Annotated in this window: 14 protein-coding genes and 1 pseudogene; 10 read left to right on the top strand and 5 right to left on the bottom strand. The window is 75.9% G+C overall.

What is annotated here, in order from left to right; all coding sequences use genetic code 11:
* Positions 1 to 99 precede the first annotated feature (99 nt).
* Together V2S66_RS13435 and V2S66_RS13430 are read left to right on the top strand one after the other, a co-directional pair.
* On the top strand, positions 100 to 642 hold the full coding sequence (locus tag V2S66_RS13435) for a sigma-70 family RNA polymerase sigma factor (RefSeq protein WP_330794915.1): 543 nt from the start codon (positions 100 to 102) through the stop codon (positions 640 to 642).
* 206 nt (positions 643 to 848) lie between these two features.
* On the top strand, positions 849 to 1,367 hold the full coding sequence (locus V2S66_RS13430) for a GNAT family N-acetyltransferase (protein ID WP_330794913.1): 519 nt from the start codon (positions 849 to 851) through the stop codon (positions 1,365 to 1,367).
* 31 nt (positions 1,368 to 1,398) lie between these two features.
* Here the strand turns inward: V2S66_RS13430 and V2S66_RS13425 are convergent, their stop codons facing one another.
* Positions 1,399 to 1,926, bottom strand: coding sequence for a hypothetical protein (locus V2S66_RS13425; protein ID WP_330794911.1), 528 nt, complete (start codon positions 1,924 to 1,926; stop codon positions 1,399 to 1,401).
* Positions 1,919 to 2,287 carry a hypothetical protein gene (locus V2S66_RS13420; protein ID WP_330794909.1) on the bottom strand — a complete coding sequence of 123 codons (369 nt, stop codon included), beginning with the start codon at positions 2,285 to 2,287 and terminating at the stop codon, positions 1,919 to 1,921. The genes V2S66_RS13425 and V2S66_RS13420 overlap by 8 nt, the downstream gene beginning before the upstream one ends.
* Positions 2,288 to 2,703: 416 nt before the next feature.
* Between V2S66_RS13420 and V2S66_RS13415 the strand changes: the two are divergent.
* A pseudogene (locus V2S66_RS13415) lies at positions 2,704 to 3,012 on the top strand (NIL domain-containing protein); the annotation flags it as partial.
* Between the two features lie 57 nt (positions 3,013 to 3,069).
* Here the strand turns inward: V2S66_RS13415 and V2S66_RS13410 are convergent.
* Positions 3,070 to 3,858 (bottom strand): class I SAM-dependent methyltransferase, encoded by a 789-nt coding sequence (locus V2S66_RS13410; protein WP_330794907.1) that lies wholly within the window; start codon positions 3,856 to 3,858, stop codon positions 3,070 to 3,072.
* 207 nt (positions 3,859 to 4,065) lie between these two features.
* Between V2S66_RS13410 and V2S66_RS13405 the strand changes: the two genes are divergently transcribed.
* The 5 genes from V2S66_RS13405 (at position 4,066) to V2S66_RS13385 (ending at position 12,727) form a co-directional block, all read left to right on the top strand.
* The gene (locus V2S66_RS13405) at positions 4,066 to 4,761 is read left to right on the top strand and encodes a GNAT family N-acetyltransferase (RefSeq protein ID WP_330794904.1); all 696 of its coding nucleotides are present in this window, start codon (positions 4,066 to 4,068) and stop codon (positions 4,759 to 4,761) included.
* Between the two features lie 108 nt (positions 4,762 to 4,869).
* Positions 4,870 to 6,084 (top strand): precorrin-6y C5,15-methyltransferase (decarboxylating) subunit CbiE, encoded by a 1,215-nt coding sequence (cbiE, locus tag V2S66_RS13400; protein ID WP_330794902.1) that lies wholly within the window; start codon positions 4,870 to 4,872, stop codon positions 6,082 to 6,084.
* Between the two features lie 340 nt (positions 6,085 to 6,424).
* A complete protein-coding gene (cobT, locus tag V2S66_RS13395) occupies positions 6,425 to 10,333 on the top strand; it encodes a nicotinate-nucleotide--dimethylbenzimidazole phosphoribosyltransferase (RefSeq protein WP_330794901.1) in 3,909 nt (1,302 codons plus the stop codon).
* A gap of 338 nt (positions 10,334 to 10,671) precedes the next feature.
* Complete coding sequence (cobA, locus tag V2S66_RS13390) at positions 10,672 to 11,898, top strand: uroporphyrinogen-III C-methyltransferase (protein WP_330794899.1); 1,227 nt, start codon at positions 10,672 to 10,674, stop codon at positions 11,896 to 11,898.
* A complete protein-coding gene (locus V2S66_RS13385; protein WP_330794896.1) occupies positions 11,891 to 12,727 on the top strand; it encodes a TrmH family RNA methyltransferase in 837 nt (278 codons plus the stop codon). The genes cobA and V2S66_RS13385 overlap by 8 nt, the downstream gene beginning before the upstream one ends.
* Here the strand turns inward: V2S66_RS13385 and V2S66_RS13380 are convergent.
* Together V2S66_RS13380 and V2S66_RS13375 are read right to left on the bottom strand one after the other, a co-directional pair.
* Positions 12,673 to 13,359, bottom strand: a complete 687-nt coding sequence (locus tag V2S66_RS13380; protein ID WP_330794894.1) for a response regulator transcription factor — start codon at positions 13,357 to 13,359, stop codon at positions 12,673 to 12,675. The genes V2S66_RS13385 and V2S66_RS13380 overlap by 55 nt on opposite strands.
* On the bottom strand, positions 13,356 to 14,705 hold the full coding sequence (locus tag V2S66_RS13375) for a sensor histidine kinase (protein WP_330794893.1): 1,350 nt from the start codon (positions 14,703 to 14,705) through the stop codon (positions 13,356 to 13,358). Before V2S66_RS13375 ends, V2S66_RS13380 begins: the two co-directional genes overlap by 4 nt.
* 215 nt (positions 14,706 to 14,920) lie before the next feature.
* On the opposite strand from V2S66_RS13375, the gene V2S66_RS13370 reads away from it, so the two are divergent.
* Complete coding sequence (locus tag V2S66_RS13370) at positions 14,921 to 15,610, top strand: ABC transporter ATP-binding protein (protein ID WP_330794891.1); 690 nt, start codon at positions 14,921 to 14,923, stop codon at positions 15,608 to 15,610.
* Positions 15,607 to 17,985, top strand: a complete 2,379-nt coding sequence (locus V2S66_RS13365) for an ABC transporter permease (RefSeq protein WP_330794890.1) — start codon at positions 15,607 to 15,609, stop codon at positions 17,983 to 17,985. The genes V2S66_RS13370 and V2S66_RS13365 overlap by 4 nt, the downstream gene beginning before the upstream one ends.
* Positions 17,986 to 18,136: the final 151 nt, after the last annotated feature.

Genomic DNA, 18,136 nt, shown 5'->3' with positions numbered 1-18,136 from the left:
CGGCGGGGGTCGCGCGCCGGCCACCCCATCGGGTGAAGATCGTCGCGCCGGGCATCCCGGCGGCGCCCGCGGCGCGCGCCGCCGGATATGCACGTCACCATGAGCGAACCGGACCGCTACGACCGCTACGCGCGGCTGCGTCCCCTGCTGGCCGCGGAGGTCGCCGCCGAGGCGCCCCCGGACGCCGGGATCGAGCACGCCGACGTCGAACAGGCGGTCTGGCTGCGGCTGCTGGAGCTGGCCGCGCCACCCGCCGAGCCCCTCCGCTGGCTGCGCACCGCGGTGCGCGCCGAAGTGCGCGCGGCGTCCCGGGCGGCCCGCGGCGTCCACCCGTACGACGCCTTCGGCTACCACTTCGGGTCGGGGCCCGCGGCCAGGAACGCGCCGGGCGTCGAGGACGAGGTGCTGGACGACGAGCGCAGCCGGGCGGTGCGCGCCGCGATCGGCCGGCTGCCCGGCCGCTGCCCGCAGGTCGTCTCGGCCCTCATGTCCCGTTCCGACCTCACTTACCGGGAAATCTCCCGGGAGTTGGGAATCTCACAGGGCAGCCTCGGGCCGCTCCGCTCGCGGTGCCTGGGATGTCTGCGAACTCTCCTGAAATCGAGGGTTGGATCCCCCGTGGGACGGGGTAATGCACGGTAAACAGTCAGCGGCAGTGGGCACCTTCGGCGCACCCGGACAGGACTGGGACGGGTAGCGCGGGGGCGGTACCCGGCCGGAATGTTTGTGCGATCATCGGCGCCACGGAGGCGGCGCACACCCGCACCAACTCCGCTCCAGCACACGTCCCGGGCGCCTTCACCCACCCTCAAACTGCCCGGACGGATTCGAAGGGGAGGCCAGCGCGCATGGGCATGAGCGTGACCATCTCTACGGCGGACCACAGTGACGCCGAGAAGATCCTGAAACTCCAGTACCTCTGCTATCAGGGCGAAGCCGAGCTGTACGGCGACTACACCCTGGAGCCGCTCACCCAGACCCTCGACGAACTCCGGGCGGAACTCGCCCACGGTGTCGTGCTGGTCGCACGGCTCGGCGAGGAAGTCGTCGGCTCGGTCCGCGGCGCCGTCGACGACGACGGCACGGCCCGCATCGGCAAGCTCATCGTCCACCCGCGACTGCAGCGGCACGGCCTCGGCGGGCGGCTGCTGGCCGCCCTCGAAGGCCGGCTGACGGCCGAGGCGGAGGCCAAGCGCTACCGCCTCTTCACCGGCCACCGCAGCGAGGTCAACCTGCGGATGTACCGCAAGCTCGGTTACGAGCAGGTGGGCGCCGCCGAACCCGTCAGCCGCCGGCTGAGCCTGGTGCACATGGAGAAGACCGCACCGGTGGAGCCGTCGGCGATCACCTACGCGGCCAGCGCCTGAGCCGGCCCCGGCCGCTTCGCGCGCGAACCCTTCACGCGTCGCCGGACCGCTGTGCCGCCGCCTGCGCCCCGCCCGCCTCGCGGGCACGGGCCGAGCGGCGCAGCCACAGCAGTCCGGCGACCGGCAGCCCCAGCGGCAGCAGCAGGTAGTCGGCGCCGTAGTACGACCAGACCGTCGAGTCGGCGAAGGCCGAGGAGTCCGCGATGGTCAGGGTGCCGACGGTGAGCACGCCGAGCAGCTCGCCCGAGCAGCAGACCATGGCGATCCTGCGCGCCGACTCGCCGCCCTTGACCAGGGCCACCAGGATCACCGCGTAGACCACGCCGGCGACCGCGGAGAGCAGGTAGGCCAGCGGCGCGTGGTGGAACTCGGTGCAGATCTGCACGATCGACCGGGAGAGCGCGGCCACCGTGAACATCCCGTACAGCCAGAGCAGCAGCCGGCCGGGACCCGTCCCGATGCCGCCCGCCGGCGCCGCCGCGTCCGGTGCTTCCGGGTCCGTCGTCGTCACGTCGCCCGCCCTCGTCACGTCCGTCCCAGCCGTGCCCGTCTCAGCCATGTCCGCCTCCCCAGATCTCGTGCAGGCGCAGTTCGAGCACCGCGACGATCACGCCGCCGGCCGCCACGATCGCCGAGCCCCAACGGGTGCGCTCGGCAAGGGACATGAAGGCCGCCGCCGGGATCGTGCAGACCGCGCCGATCAGATACGCCAGGAACACCGCCATGCCCTGGTCCGGCCGGTCGCCGTGGGCCAGCTGGGCCACCGAGATCACCAGCTGGACCAGTGTGGCCAGCGTCACCACGGCCATCCCGGCGAAGTGCCAGTCCTTCGTCGGGGAGTCGCGGTAGGCCGCGTAGCCGCACCACGCCGCCAGCAGCAGCGCCGTGACGGAGACCGTGATGATGACCGCGTCGAGCATGCGAAGACTGTATTACGGGCGGTCACCCCCGCTTCCCGCCGCCCCCCGCCCCGGCCGTCCCGCCCCGTTTCCGCGGTTGTCATGACAGGGAGCGGATTGTCCCCGTTTCGGTACCGCGACCGGCTCTGCTTTACTGGGACACATGACCACGACGAACCGCCGCTGCCGCGCGACCGAGGCGACCACGCCCGGTATCCGTCGTGCCTGTCGAATGTGTCGCTGACCGAGGGCCCGCACCCACCACGTCCCGCGCCCCGAAGCGAGACCCGCGCCGCGGCCGCACCAGGCCGCCGCCGCCCCGTGTCACCCGTTCCGCAGGGCAGATCCCGCAGTGGACGACGGCGCCGCCGCACGCCCCGCGCGCCCAGCCCCCACCCTGCCCCGAACCTCCCGTGCCCTCCCTCGCCCACAAGAAAGGCGGACGTCTGGTGGAATCCGGCACCGTCGTGGACCTGACCTTCCACGGCGACAGCACGACCCGTCCGGTGATCTCCCGGCTCGCGCGCACCTACAACATCGACATCTCGATCCTGAGGGCCGCGATGGAGACCCGCGACGGCCGGCAGGTCGGCCGGATGCGGATCGAGCTCCCCGGGCGCTTCGAGGACAACGTGGTGCCCATCGGCTTCCTGCGCGAGCAGGGCATCCAGGTCGAGATCGCGCCGCCCGAGCGCCCGGCGCCGGCCCCGCAGCCCGGCCTCGTCACCGCCGAGGCCGCCGGCTGACCGCCGGCTGAGCGTCGGCTGACCGCCGGCCGAGCGTCGCTGACGGCGCCGCCGGGCTCAGCCGCGCCGCAGCACGTACACGTCCGTCGTGTACGGCAACTCCATCGCACCGTCCTCGCCCGCCACCCGGTGGCGGGCGAGGACCGCCTCCACCTCGGTGCGGACCCGGTCCTGCGCCGCCGCGTCCAGCACGGCTATGTGGCTCGACGACATCATCCGCTCCACCACGTCCACGACCGTCGTCGAGTGCGGGTTGGGCCAGTGCCGCTCCTCGATCGCGCTCCAGCCGGCCCGGCCGGCGAACACCTCGCGCCAGCCGCCCGGATCGCCCGGCCGTGACGCGAGCGGCGGGCTCGGCAGGTCCTTGGGCGCCAGCCGGAAGTAGATGTCCTGGAAGTCCCGCACCCACGGCACCGACGTGTCGTACGTGTTCCACACCAGCACCAGCGCACCGCCCGGCCGCAGCAGCCGCTCGACCTCCGGCAGCGCCTCGCCGGTCCTGAACCAGTGCCAGGACTGCGCCGCCACCACCGCGTCCGCGCAGCCGCCGGGCAGCCCGGTCGCCTCCGCGGTGCCTGCGGTCACCGCCACCCCCGGCAGCAGCTCGGCGAGCCGCTCGCGCATCTCACGGACCGGCTCCACGGCCAGCACCTCGGCGCCGGTCAGCGCCAGCAGCCGGGTGAACTTGCCGGTCCCCGCCCCGAGATCGACCACCGTGCGCCCCGCCTCCAGCGGCAGCGTGTCCGCGAGCGCGGCGAGCGCCGAGAGCGGATAGGAGGGCCGGGAGCGCTCGTAGACCCCCGCGGCCCGCTGGTAGCCGACTCCTGCTGCGTGGTGCACCGTCACGCGGGCAGACGGTAGCAGGATCGGGTGACGTCCACGGATACCCGTCCTGACCGGCATCCGCCCTACTCTGGAAGGGCGTTCGACGCAGCGTCCCGCGGCCGCCCGGAACCGCCGGGGCACCCCGCCCCCGGCGACCCTGCCCCGCGGACGCCGCGCCTGATGCTGCATGCTGTGCAATCCACACGTGCCCTGGTTACGGAGCAGCGAATGACAGCCACCTTCCCGGACATCACCCTCAGCACCGAACGGCTGGTGCTGCGCGCGTACGAGGAGGCGGACGTCCCCGCGCTCACCGAGATGATGAACGACGAGCTGGTCACCGCCTGGACCGCCGTCCCGCATCCCTACACGGCCGACGACGCCCACGCCTACGCCACCGCCGGCGCGGCCGCCGAACGCACCGAGGGCCGCGGGCTGGTGCTCGCCGTCACCGAGTTCCTCACCCAGCGGCTGGTGGGCACCGTCACGCTGCAGCACACCGACTGGCGCGTCCGCGGCACCGAGATCGGCTACCTCACCGCCGCCTGGGCGCGCGGTGAGGGCTACGCCAGTGAATCGGTGCTCGCGGTGTGCCGCTGGCTCTTCGACGAGCAGGGCTTCGAGCGGGTGGAGCTGCGCACCGCCGCCGACAACACCGCCTCCCAGCAGGTCGCGCAGAAGGTCGGCTGCGTCAGCGAAGGGGTGCTGCGCGGCGCCGGGCTGGTCCGGGTGCGGCCCGAGGACGGCCGTACCGCGGCCGCCGGCCACGGCGGCGCGGGCGACGGCTGGGCCGAGACCCGTACCGACCTGCTGGTGTGGAGCCTGCTCCCCGAGGACCTCGACGACGACGAGGCCGGATCGGGCGCCGGCGAGGAGGCGTACGAGGTCTACACCGACTACAGCGCCTACGCCGACCGCCGCTGAGCGCACCCTGGGGTCCGCCGCGCCGCGCGCCGGGTTAGGGTTCTTGCCCCGGGGCCGACCCGGTCCCGCACCGATCCCCGCACACACGCGACCTGGAGGCAGACGACGATGGCCGACCGGGTCACCGTGATCGGATGGGACGGCTCGCCCCCGTCCGACGCCGCACGAGCCGCGCTCGGCGCCGCCACCCTTGTCGCCGGCACCCGGCACCACCTCGCGCTGCCCTACGTCCCCGAGGACGCCGAGCAGATCGTGCTCGGCAGCATCGACATCGCCGCCCGCCGGATCGCCAAGCACCGCGGCAGCGCCGTCGTACTCGCCGACGGCGACCCCGGGTTCTTCGGCGTGGTCCGCGCGCTGCGCGCACCCGAGCACGGCCTGGAGATCGAGGTCGTGCCCGGCGTCTCCTCGGTGGCCCAGGCGTTCGCGCGGGCCGGCATGCCCTGGGACGACGCCCGGGTGGTCGTCGCCACCAGCCGTACGCTGCGCCGCGCCGTGAACGTCTGCCGCGCGCACCCCAAGGTCGCGGTGCTCACCGCGCCCGGCGCGGGCCCCGCCGAACTCGCCCTGCTGCTCACCGGAGTGCACCGCACCTTCCTCATCTGCGAGGCCCTCGGCACCGAGCAGGAACAGGTCACCGTCCTCACCTCCGACAAGGTCGCCGACCACATCTGGCGCGACCCCAACGTGGTCCTGGTGGTCGGCGGCGTCTCCGCCGCCGCGGACACCGCCGGGCCCGGCGGCCCGCCCGCGCAGTCCGCCGGCAGCTGGATCGCCGGCCGCGACCCGGGCCTGGTCCGCGGCTGGGCGCTGCCCGCCTCCGAGTACGGCGGCAACCTGCCCGCGCAGGTCCGCGCCTTCCAACTGGCCCGGCTGGGCCCGCGCACCGGCGACCTGCTGTGGGACATCGGCGCGGCGGACGGCGCGGTCGCCGTGGAGGCGGCCAGGTTCGGCGCGGCCGTCATCGCGGTGGACCGCGACGCCGACGCCTGCGACTGGATCACCGCCACCGGCCGCCGCGCCGGCGTCCAGCTGCACGTCGTGCACGGCGCCGCACCGCAGGTGCTCGACGACCTCCCGGAGCCCGACGTGGTGCGGATCGGCTGCACCGACGCCGAGGTGACCGCCGCCGTCGCGGCCCGCCGCCCGGAGCGCATCGTCACCGCCGCCGCCAACCGCGACGAGGCCGAGGCGGTCAGCAGGGCGCTGGAGGAAGGCGGTTACGCCGTGGAGCGCTCGCTGGTCCAGTCGGTCGAACTGGACGGCGAATGGGCCGAGCGCGACAGGTCGGTGACCTTCCTGCTGACCGGTACCCGCCGCTGACCGGCCGGCGCCGTCCGGCACGCCCCGCAGACCCCCCGCGCACCATGGTCAACAAGGCCGTCCGCTACCACGTTTCCGCTGGTGGCGCGGGCGCGTACGGCACCCATGTGAGATACGTCCCGAGGTGCGGACCGATGGCCGGGCGGCCGCCCACCGCGGGGTAGGCTGGCGGACCGTTGTGCTGTCGTCGTGCGCTGACGGGGCGTTCGTCTGTTCGAGACGCCCGGCGCCCACGTGCCGCATCCCGGGCACACTCGTTGTTCGTTCGGGACGCGGCACGCGGTGGGGATATGGGCGCGCGGCGGCTGGAAGGAGCGAAACCGATGGGCGAGGGGCACGCATGACGGACACCGGTCGGATCCCCGGCGAGGGGCTGCCGGAGAACGGCGTCGCAGACGCGTCTCCCGCACCGCACCGCGGCCTTCCCGGCAGCGGCGCGCAACTCCCCGCCAACGGCGCGCCGCAGCAGCCCGGTTGGGGTGGCGACCCGCTCACCGACCCGCTGCCCGCGTACGAGTACCTGGAGCAGCCGGCCGCGCCCGGCGCGGGTCTCGACGACGAGGACGACGTGCTGCTGATGCCCGGCCCGCAGGGCTCGTGGAGCGACCCGCAGCCGGTGCCGCCGCCGCCCGCGCTGCTGCACCCGGTCGCGCACATCTCCGTCGAGGTGCCCACCGAGGTGCCGGTGGAGAACCCCGCGCCGATGGTCCCGCCCGCGCCGCGCCGCCCGCTCCACATGGGTCCGCCGATGCCGGAGACCGCCACCGGCGGCGTCTCGGTCCGCTCCCTCGCCGACCGCGGCCCCGCCGTCGCCGGCCCGCCCACCTCCGGACCCGAGTACCTCGACGTGCCGCGCGACGAATCCTCCGGCATCCCCGCGCAGCAGACCGCGGAGCCCGGCTGGCCCGCGCCGGCCGAGGACACCCCCTCGCAGCACTCCCTCATCCCGCACGCCGACAGCGTGATCCCGGCACAGACCTTCGCGGCCGCGCCGCCCGCGCCGGTGGCCCCCGCGCCGCCCGTGGCGCCGGTCGTCGCCGCCGTCCCCGCGCAGGGCTCCGCGCCCGCGGCCTCGCAGGGCGTCGGCTTCGCGACACACGTCGCGGCGGAGGGACCGCAGTTCGCGGCGGCCGTTCCGGCCGGCGGCGTCGCGGCGGACGCGGCGGACGTCGCCCTGGGCCGGATCCGGCCCGCCGACACCGCACCGCACGCGGGCGGTACGGCTCCGGCGCAGCATGACGTCTCCGCGCAGCCGGATGGCACGGCCCAGCCGGATGGCACCGTGCAGCCGGATGGAACCCCGCAGTCGGACGTCACCGTGCAGCCTGATGTCGCGGCGCAGCCTGATGTCGCGGCGCAGCCGGATGGAACCGCGCAGCCGGATGGAACCGCGCAGCCGGACGCCTCCACGCGGCCCGACGCGTCCACGCAGTCCGAGGTGACGGCGACGGGCCATGTCGCCGCGCAGCCCGTGGCCGCGGCCCAGAGTGCCGCGGTGGCCGCGGCGGCACCGGGTCCGGTGACCCTCGGCGGTGGCGCGGGCGTGAACCTCGCGGCAGCGGTGGACGCCCCGGCACCGGCGGCGCCCGCGTCCGTGCCGCTGCCCGCGGCCGTCGGTGAGCCGGCCGACGCGTCCGGCCTGGTGCCCTTCGACGCGCCGTCGACCGCCCAGCCGGCGCCGCAGGCGGCCGAGCAGGCCGCGCCCGCCCCGGTGGAGCCCACGCGGGCGGCTGTCGACGCGCCTGGCGCGGCGGACGGTTCGGCGCAGGGGACCGGCGTCGTCGAGGCGCCCGTCGCCGCCGTGTCCGCCGCCGCGCAGACGCCTGCCGCGGATGTGCCCGCCGCACCCGAGCAGGCCGCCCCCGACGCGTCGTCGGTGGAACTCCCGGCGCAGCCCCAGCCGGTGCCGGCACCGGTGGCCGTGCCCGTACCGTCCGCGCAGGGCGGTCCTGGCGCGCCCCCCGCGTCCGGCGCGGCGACAGAGGCCGCGGCGCTCCAGGACGCCCCCGCGGACACCGCCGCTTCCGTACCGGCCGCCGGGGCCGACGTCCCGCAGCCGGTCGAGGTCGTGCCGCCCGCCGCGGAGCCCGTGCTCGCGCTGGCCGAGCCGGCCGGCCGGGCGCGGCACAGCGCGGGCCCGGAAGGCGCGGACGCGACTCCCGCCGCCGGTACGCCCGTTGTTCCGGTGGCGCCCGGCGAGGGCGCGGATGCGGCGGACGCCGCGGAGGCCGCCGACGGCGTGGACGCCGCGGCCGCCGCACCGGCCAGGCCCCGCCGCGGCGGCCGCAGGCGCGGCGCGGCCGCGACCGAACCCGTTGTCGTCGCGGAGCCGGAGGCGGCCCAGCCGGAAGCCGTGCAGCCGGAGCCGGTCCAGTCGCAGGCACCTCAGCCGCAGGCGGCCCCCGTCGACGCGGCCGCTGCCGAGCCGGTGACCCCCACCGAGGCGTTGCCCATCACCGAGGCGGTGGCCCCTGCCGAGGCCGCCCCCGCCGAGCCCGCCCCCGCCCGGCAGGAGCCGGCCGCCGAGCCGTACGAGCCCTCCGTGCGCGACGCCGTGCACCGGGTGATCCGGGAGCGGCGGGACATCCGCAACGGCTTCCGCTCCGACCCGATCCCGCACGACGTGCTGCTGCGCGTGCTGGAGGCGGCGCACACCGCGCCGAGCGTCGGCCACTCGCAGCCCTGGGACTTCGTCGTCATCCGCTCGGAGAAGACCCGCGAGAAGATGCACGAGCTGGCCATGCGGCAGCGCGAGGCGTACGCCAAGTCGCTGCCCAAGGCGCGGGCCCGGCAGTTCCGCGAGCTGAAGATCGAGGCGATCCTCGACACCCCGGTGAACATCGTCGTGACCGCCGACCCGACCCGCGGCGGCCGCCACATCCTGGGCCGGCACACCCAGCCGCAGATGGCCCCGTACTCCTCCGCGCTCGCCGTCGAGAACCTGTGGCTCGCGGCCCGCGCCGAGGGCCTCGGCGTCGGCTGGGTCAGCTTCTTCGACGAGCGCCAGATGGTCACCGAACTCGGCCTGCCCGAGCACTTGGAGGTCGTCGCGTACCTGTGCGTCGGGTATGTCGACGAGTTCCCCGAGGAGCCCGAGCTGATGGAGGCGGGCTGGTCCCAGCGCCGGCCGCTGTCCTGGGTGGTGCACGACGAGGAGTACGGCAACCGGGCGCTGCCCGGCGAGGAGCCGCACGACCTGCTGGAGGAGACGCTGCGCGGCATCCGCCCGCTGGACGCCAAGGCGCTCGGCGAGGCGTGGGAGCGGCAGAAGCGGATGACCAAGCCGGCCGGTGCGCTCGGCATGCTGGAGATCATCTCCGCGCAGCTCAGCGGGCTGTCGCGGCAGTGCCCGCCGCCGATCCCGGAGCCCGCGGCGGTGGCGATCTTCGCCGGCGACCACGGCGTGCACGCCCAGGGCGTGACCGCGTGGCCGCAGGAGGTCACCGCGCAGATGGTCGCCAACTTCCTCGGCGGCGGCGCGGTGTGCAACGCGTTCGCCAACCAGGTCGGCGCCGAACTGTGCGTCATCGACGTCGGCGTCGCGTCCGAACTCCCCAGCACCCCCGGGCTGCTGCCGCGCAAGGTGCGTCCCGGCACGGCGGACTTCACCACCGGGCCGGCGATGACCCGCGAGGAGGCGCTGCGCGCCATCGAGGTGGGCATCGAGACCGCCCGCGACCTCGTCGCGGCCGGCAACAAGGCGCTGCTCACCGGTGAGATGGGCATCGCCAACACCACCACGTCCGCGGCGATCATCGCGGTCTTCACCGGGGTCGACCCGGCGGAGGTCACCGGCCGCGGCACCGGCATCAACGACGAGATGCACGCCCGCAAGGTGGACGTCGTGCGCCGCGCGCTCGACCGGCACCGGCCCGACCCGGCCGACCCGATCGGCGTGCTCACCGCGATCGGCGGCCTCGAACACGCCGCGATGGTCGGCCTGCTGCTGGGCGGCGCGGCCCTGCGCACCCCGGTGATCCTGGACGGCGTCAGCGCCGGTGCGGCCGCCCTCGTCGCGCGGGCCATCGCGCCCGAGGTGCTCGCCGCGTGCATCGCCGGGCACCGCAGCGCGGAGCCCGGCCACGTGGCCGCGCTCACCACCCTCGGGCTCAGGCCGCTGGTCGACCTCGACCTGCGGCTCGGCGAGGGGACCGGGGCGCTGCTCGCGCTGCCGCTCGTGCAGAGCGCCGCGCGGGTCATGCACGAGGTCGCGACCTTCGACGCCGCGGGCGTCACGGAGAAGGGCTGAGGTCGCTGCCGCTCCCCGGCGGACGCCTCCGTTGCGCCGGCCGCGTGAGCGCTGTCCGGGGCGACCGGCCGGTGGGCGGTGGCCCGCGCCCCTGAGCGGGCGCCGGTCGCCAGGCCGTCTTCTCCAGGGGCACGGGGAGCCGCGCGGCCGGACCGCGTGAGGGGGGTACGGGGCCACCGGCCCCGAGGGGCAGCTGCCGTCCGTCGCCGGGCCACCGGCCCGAGGGGGCTGCCGTGCGCGGCCCGGCCGCCGGCCGGCGCGTGGGGGGTGGACGCAAGGCGACCTCCCCGGGCAAGCCCGTAGGGTGAACGCTGGCGACGACGTATGGAGGAGCAACCGTGCAGGGAGACGTGCCGGCGTATCCGGTCGGGCTGCGGCTGCGGGGCCGCCGCGTGGTGGTGCTCGGCGGCGGGCAGGTGGCCCAGCGCCGGCTGCCCGCGCTGGTGTCCGCCGGCGCGGACATCGTGCTGGTCGCGCCGGCGGTGACCCCGTCCGTGGAGGCCATGGCGACCGCCGGCGAGCTGCGCTGGGAGCCGCGCGGCTACCGGGAGGGCGACCTCGCGGACGCCTGGTACGCGCTGATCGCCACCACCGACGCCGCGGCGAACGCCGCCGCGTCCGCCGAGGCCGAGGCCCACCGGGTGTGGTGCGTGCGCAGCGACGACGCCGAGGCGGCCACCGCGTGGACGCCGGCCACCGGCCGCACCGACGGCGTGACCGTCGCGGTGCTGACCGGACGCGACCCGCGCCGCTCCGCCGCCGTGCGCGACGCCGTGGTCGAGGGTCTGCGCGAGGGGACCCTGGTCGCGCCCCACCACCGGACCAGGACCGCGGGCGTCGCCCTCGTCGGCGGCGGCCCCGGCGACCCCGACCTGATCACCGTGCGCGGCCGCAGGCTGCTCGCCGAGGCGGACGTGGTGATCGCCGACCGGCTCGGCCCGCGCGACCTCCTCGACGAGCTGCCCCCGCACGTCCAGGTGATCGACGCGGCGAAGATCCCGTACGGCAGGGCTATGGCGCAGGAGGCGATCAACGCCGCGCTGATCGAGCACGCCAAGGCCGGCAAGGCCGTGGTGCGGCTGAAGGGCGGCGACCCGTACGTCTTCGGCCGGGGCATGGAGGAGGCCGAGGCGCTGGCCGCGGAGGGCATCGCGGTGACCGTGGTGCCCGGTGTCACCAGCGCCATCAGCGTGCCGGGAGCGGCCGGCATCCCCGTCACGCACCGGGGCGTGGCCCACGAGTTCACCGTGGTCAGCGGCCATGTGGCGCCCGGCGACCCGCGGTCGCTGGTCGACTGGGCGGTGCTGGCCCGGCTGCGCGGCACCCTGGTGCTGCTGATGGCGGTGGAGCGCATCGGCGCCATCGCCGCGACGCTGGTCGCCGGCGGCCGGGACGCGGCGACGCCCGTCGCGGTCGTCCAGGAGGGCACGACCGCCGCGCAGCGCCGCGTCGACGCGACCCTGGCGACGGTCGCCGACGTCGTCGCCGCGCAGGGCGTGCGGCCGCCCGCCGTCGTCGTCATCGGCGACGTGGTGACGGTGGGCCCGGCGGCCGCCGATGGCTGAGGCGCTGGTCGTCGGCGACCCCGGCGACCCGCGGCTCGCCGACTACACCGCGCTGACCGACGTCGAGCTGCGCCGCCGCCGCGAGCCCGCGGAGGGCCTGTTCATCGCCGAGGGCGAGAAGGTCATCCGCCGTGCGCTCGCCGCCGGTTACCGGATGCGGTCCATGCTGCTGTCCGAGAAGTGGCTGGAGGCGATGCGGGACGTCATCGAGGCGGCCGACGCCCCCGTGTACGCGGTGACGCCCGCGCTGGCCGAGCAGGTCACCGGCTACCACGTGCACCGCGGCGCGCTCGCGTCCATGCAGCGCGAGGAGCTGCCCGGCCCCGAACGCCTGCTGGCCGGTGCGCGGCGGGTGGTGGTGATGGAGGCGGTCAACGACCACACCAACATCGGCGCGATCTTCCGCAGCGCGGCAGCCCTCGGCATGGACGCCGTGCTGCTCTCCCCGGACTGCGCGGACCCGCTGTACCGCCGCTCGGTGAAGGTGTCGATGGGGGCGGTGTTCTCGGTGCCGTACGCCCGGCTGGCGCGCTGGCCGCAGGACCTGGACGCGGTGGTGCGCGCCGCCGGCTTCCACCTCGCCGCGCTCACCCCGGCCCCCGACGCCGTCGACCTCGGTGCGCTGCCCCGCCACGAGCGGCTCGCGCTGCTGCTCGGCGCGGAGGGCCCGGGGCTGACCCGGCGCGCCCAGCAGGCCGCCGACACCCGGGTGCGCATCCCGATGGCGCACGGCGTCGACTCGCTGAACGTCGGCGCCGCCGCCGCGGTCGCCTTCTACGCGGTGGCGGGGTCCGGCCCGGAGCCGGGCGTCACCAGCCCGGTCTCGTAGGCGACGACCACCGCCTGCGCCCGGTCGCGCAGCCCCAGCTTGGCGAGGATCCGCGCGACGTGCGTCTTCACGGTGGCCTCGCTGAGCCGGAAGGCGGCCGCCAGTTCCGCGTTGCTCATCCCGCGGGCCAGCAGCTGCATCACCTCCCGTTCGCGCGGCGTCAGCGACGCCAGATCGCGGTGCGGCGCCTGCGCCCGTCCGTCACGGTCGGCGAACCGCTCGACCAGCCGCCGGGTGATCGCCGGCGCGAGCAGCGCGTCCCCGGCCCGCACCAGCCGCACCGCGGCGACCAGGTACTCCGGGGTGACGTCCTTGAGCAGGAAGCCGCTCGCGCCCGCGGCGAGCGCCGCGTACACGTAGCTGTCGAGGTCGAAGGTCGTCAGGATCAGCACCCGGGGCCGCGCGGGCGCGCCGGTCAGGATCAGCCGGGTCGCCTCCAGCCCGTCGAGCACCGGCATCCTGATGTCCATCAGCACCAGGTCGGGGGCGTGCCGCCGGACCGCCTCGACCGCCTGCACCCCGTCCGCGGCCTCCGCGACGACGTCGATGCCGTCGGCCGCCAGGATCATCCGGAAGCCGGTGCGCACCAGCGCCTGGTCGTCGGCGATCACCACCCGAAGCTGCTCGCTCAACCGTCCTCCACCGGGATCACCGCGGTGACGCGGTAGCCGCCGCTGACGCCCGGCCCCGCGTCGAGGGTGCCACCATAGACGGCCAGCCGTTCGCGCAGCCCGATCAGGCCGCGGCCCGCGCCGCCGGCCGCCGGCGCCGAGCGGACGCCGCCGGAGTCGGCGACCGCGATCCGCACCTCGCCCGGCCGGTGGTCCACCGCGATCCGCACCCGCGCGCCCGACGCGTGCTTGACGGTGTTGGTCAGCGCCTCCTGCACCACCCGGTACGCGGCCAGGTCCACGCCGGGCGGCAGCGGCGCGGGCGCGCCGCTGACCGCCAGCTCCACCGGCACGCCGGTGTCGCGGACCCGTGAGGCGAGCGTGTCGACCTGGGCCAGGCCCGGCTGCGGGGCGAGTTCGGGCGCCTCCGGCCCCTCGGGCCCGGTCGCCATCGTCAACAGGCCCATCACATGCCGCAGTTCGGACATCGCCGCGCGGCCGCCCGCCTCGACCGCGAGCAGCGCCTCCTCGGCGAGCGCCGGCGCCGTGGCCATCACCTTGCGGGCGGCGCCCGCCTGCACCGTCATCATGCTGACGTTGTGCGTGACCACGTCGTGCAACTCTCTGGCGATCCTGGCCCGTTCGCGCTGCACCGCCAGCCGGGTGGCGGCCTCCCGCTCGGCCTCCAGGGTGCGGACGCGCTGCCGCCAGGCGTGCACGGTGTTGGCCGCGAGACCGATCGGCACCAGCAGCAGGAACGGCACGAAGCCCGGCGTGAGGGTGGGAATAACCCTGTTGTGGAAGATCGCGAGCAGCAGCGCGCCGGCCACCATGCTCGCCACGATGAGCCGCCGGTGCCTTCCGTACACCGCGGCGCTGTAGGCGGCGATCAGACAGCCGACGAAGGTGAAGAACGCGGTGTCGTCGATGCCCTCCACGGGACGCTCCGCGAGGTGGTAGACGAGCGACGTGGCCAGCACCGCCCAGAACGCGCTCAGCGGGAAGCGGCGGCGCAGCGCCAGCGGCAGCCCGGACAGCGCGGCCACCGCCAGCAGCCACAGCGGCGTCGAGACCGCCACCATGCCGAAGAACCGGGCGCCGCCCGGGCCCTGGCCGAACGGCGGCACCGGCGGGATCTGCGGCGGCGGCACCCCGTCCGGCACGAGCAGGTACTTCACGGCCGAGCCGCTGCCGGCCGGGCCCGGCACGAAGCGCACGCTCTGCCAGTCGGCGACCACCGTGCTCGCCGACAGCACGACGGCGAGGATCACGTCCGCGGTCCACGCCCACCGCGACAGGCGCTGCGGCTCGCCCGGCGCGGCGGCGAGCCGGGCGCGCAGACGCCGGAAGTTCGCAGGGCTGTTCACCGGCCCAGTGTCGCAAGGCGCCGGGCCTGCCCGCATCCGACCTGACGGTGGCGTGACGACCGCTGGTGTACACCCCGGTCGTACATCGCAGGGATGACTCCGCGGCGGGTGCGCCCGGCACGGTAGCGCAGGTCGGCACGGCGGCCGACGCGCGCCGGGACCGGGCGTCCCTAGCGTCGGCCCGTACCGTCCGGCACCGGCCAGGGAGGCCCCGCGTGACCACCACCGTCATCGACATCCACGACGTGAGCAAGAGATACGACGAGGGGCCGCCGGCCCTGACCGGGCTCTCACTGGACGTGGCCGAGGGCGAGGCGCTGGCCGTGCTCGGGCCGTCGGGCAGCGGCAAGTCCACCCTGCTCAACATGATCGCCGGCCTCGACCGGCCCACCGAGGGGACCGTCACCGTCGCCGGCACCCGCGTCGACGTGCTCGACGAGACCGCCTCCGCCCGCTACCGGCGCAGCCGGATCGGCATGGTCTTCCAGTTCTTCAACCTGCTGAACGACCTGACCGTGCTCGACAACGTGCTCCTCCCGGCCCAACTGCTCGGGACGCCGCGGGCCGAGGCGCGTCAGCGGGCCGGGCAGCTGCTCGACGGCCTCGGCATCGCGCGGCACGCCGGCGCCTACCCCGGCCGGCTCTCCGGCGGCGAACGCCAGCGGGTCGCGGTGGCCCGCGCGCTGGTCAACCGGCCCGCGCTGCTGCTCGCCGACGAACCCACCGGCGCGCTCGACACCGCCTCAGGCGCCGACGTGCGCCGGCTGCTCGCCGACCTCAACGCCGACGGCCAGACCATCGTGCTGGTCACCCACGACCTCGCGCTCGCCGCGTCCTGCGCGACCCGCACCATCGAACTCGTCGACGGCCGGATCGCCCGCGACGAGCGGACAGCGGCCCGATGAGCGCCCTGGGCAGGGTGGTGCGGGCCGGCGTCGGACGCCGCCGGGTGCAGAGCGTCGTGATGGCGCTGACCACGATGACCGCGGTCGCCGCCTCGATCATGGCCGGGGCGCTCGTCATCGTCTCGCAGGCGCCCTTCGACCACGCCTTCGGGCGGCAGCACGGCGCCCACCTCACCGGCTCGTTCGACGGCCGCAAGGCCACCTTCGCGCAGGTCGCGGCCACCGCGCACGCCGCCGGGGTGACCGCCGCCGCGGGGCCGTACGCGGTGGTCTCCACCACGCCCCGGATCGACGCCGACGGGCTGCGGCTGCCCGAGGGCGGCGCGCCGCTCGCCGTCACCGGCCGCGCCGACCCGCACGGCCCGGTCGACGACCTCACCGTCACCTCGGGACACTGGGCGACCGGCCCCGGGCAGATCGTGCTCGACGCCGACCACTGGACCGCCCCCGGCATCCTCGGCGGCCGGCTCACCTTCCCCGGCCTGCCCGGCAGCCCGCGGCTGACCGTCGTCGGGCTGGCCCGCTCCCTCACCTCCTCGGCCGGCGCCTGGGTCGCCCCGGCCCAGATCGCCGCCCTCACCGCGCCCGGCGCGACCCCGTCGTACGAGATGCTCTACCGCTTCTCGAAAGCCGGCAGCAGCCGCCAGATCGCCGCCGACCGCGCCGCGGTGAAGGCCGCCGTGCCGGCCGGCGCGCTGACCGGCGCGCAGTCGTATCTGGTCACCCGGCAGACGGTCAACCGGGAGACCGCCACCTTCGTGCCGTTCGTCGTCGCCTTCGGCGTGCTCGGCCTCGTCATGTCGGTGCTGATCGTCGGCATCGTGGTCAGCGGCGCGGTCAGCGCCGGCACCCAGCGCATCGGCGTCCTGAAATCCCTCGGTTTCACGCCGGGACAGGTCGGCCGGGCCTACGTGGGCCAGGCACTGATCCCCGCGCTGGTCGGCGCCGCGGCCGGCGTCGTCCTCGGCGACCTCGGCTCGGTGCCGCTGCTCGGCCAGGCGGAGAGCGCCTACCGGACCGGGCCGATGGCTGTCTCCGGCCGGATCGACGTCGCCGTGCCGGCCGGCGTGCTCGCCCTGACCGTGCTCAGCGCGCTCACCCCGGCGCTGCGCGCCGCCCGGCTGCGCACGGTCGAGGCGCTCGCCGTCGGCCGCACCCCGCGGGTCGGCCGGGGCAGGACCGCGGCCCTGCTGGCCGCCCGGCTGCCGCTGCCGCGCGCGGTGACCCTCGGCCTCGCCGGGCCGTTCGCCCGCCCGGTCAGGTCCGCGACGATCGGCGCGGCCATCGTGCTGGGCGCCCTCGGCGTGACCTTCGCCTACGGGCTCGGCGCGACGCTCGACGGCATCCAGAAGGGCATCGACCGCGACGCCCCCGGCCAGGTGCAGGTGCTGTCGGGGCTCGCGCCGCCGCCGCCCGGCAGCGGCCGGCCGGCGCCGAGCGGACCGCCGAGCCCGCCCGACTCCGCCGCGGTCGGCCGCCTCATCGCCGAACAGCCGGGCACCCGGGCGTACTTCGGCAGCGGCTCCACCCGCGCGCGGTTCGCGGGCATCGCCGGCGACGTCGAAGCCGTCGCCTACCAGGGCACCTACGGCTGGGGCGCCTACCAGATGGTCTCCGGGCACTGGATCGAAGGACCCGGCCAGATCGTGGTCGCCCACCGCTTCCTGCAGGCCGCGGACGCCCGTGTCGGCGACAGCGTCACCCTCCTCGGGGACGGCCGCACCGCGCGGGTCAGGATCGTCGGCGAGGCGCTGACCACCGGCGACGGCGGCATGCGCGTGCTGACCGACGCGGCGACCCTGACGGGCGTCGGAGTCCAGGCGCACACCGACGAGTTCAGTGTCGAACTCAAGGACGGCACGGACCGCGCGGGCTATCTCACCGCGCTCAACCGCGCGCTGCGGTCCGTCGGCGGCGAGGCGCTCGCCAACAGCGCCGACACCAGCTCCACGGTCGTCGCCATGGACGCGATCACCGTGACGCTGACGTTGATGCTGATCCTGGTGGCGGGGCTCGGTGTCCTCAACACCGCGGTCCTCGACACCCGCGAGCGGGTGCACGACCTCGGCGTGCTCAAGGCGCTCGGCATGGCGCCGCGCCAGACCGTGGCGATGGTGCTGACGTCGGTCGGGTGGATCGGCACGGTGGCCGGGCTGCTCGGGGTGCCGACCGGGATCGCCCTGCACGCCTACGTGCTGCCCGTCATGGGGGAGGCAGCCGGCACCCGTATCCCCTCCGTCGACCTGGCGGTCTACCACCCGGCGCAGGTCGCTTCGCTGGCCTGCGGGGGCCTGCTCATCGCCCTCCTCGGGGCCGTCCTGCCCGCCGGCTGGGCCGCCCGCACCCCCACCGCCACCTCGCTCCGCACGGAATAGGCCCGGCGCCCGGATCACGCCGGGCCCGCACCCCCTCCCCGGCCGGCGCGACGGCTGCGCCGGGCTCGCGGTGGGCGTCGCGCCCCGCCCCCCGGGCTCGCGCCCGGACTGCGGTGGGCGTCGCGCCCTGCCGGGGGCGAGGGGAACTGCG

Origin of the sequence: Actinacidiphila polyblastidii (assembly GCF_036353415.1) — a bacterium.
Classification (GTDB): Bacteria; Actinomycetota; Actinomycetes; order Streptomycetales; family Streptomycetaceae; genus Actinacidiphila; species Actinacidiphila polyblastidii.
The sequence above is the reverse complement of the archived record's forward strand: the minus strand, read 5'-3'. Positions and strand labels throughout refer to the sequence as shown.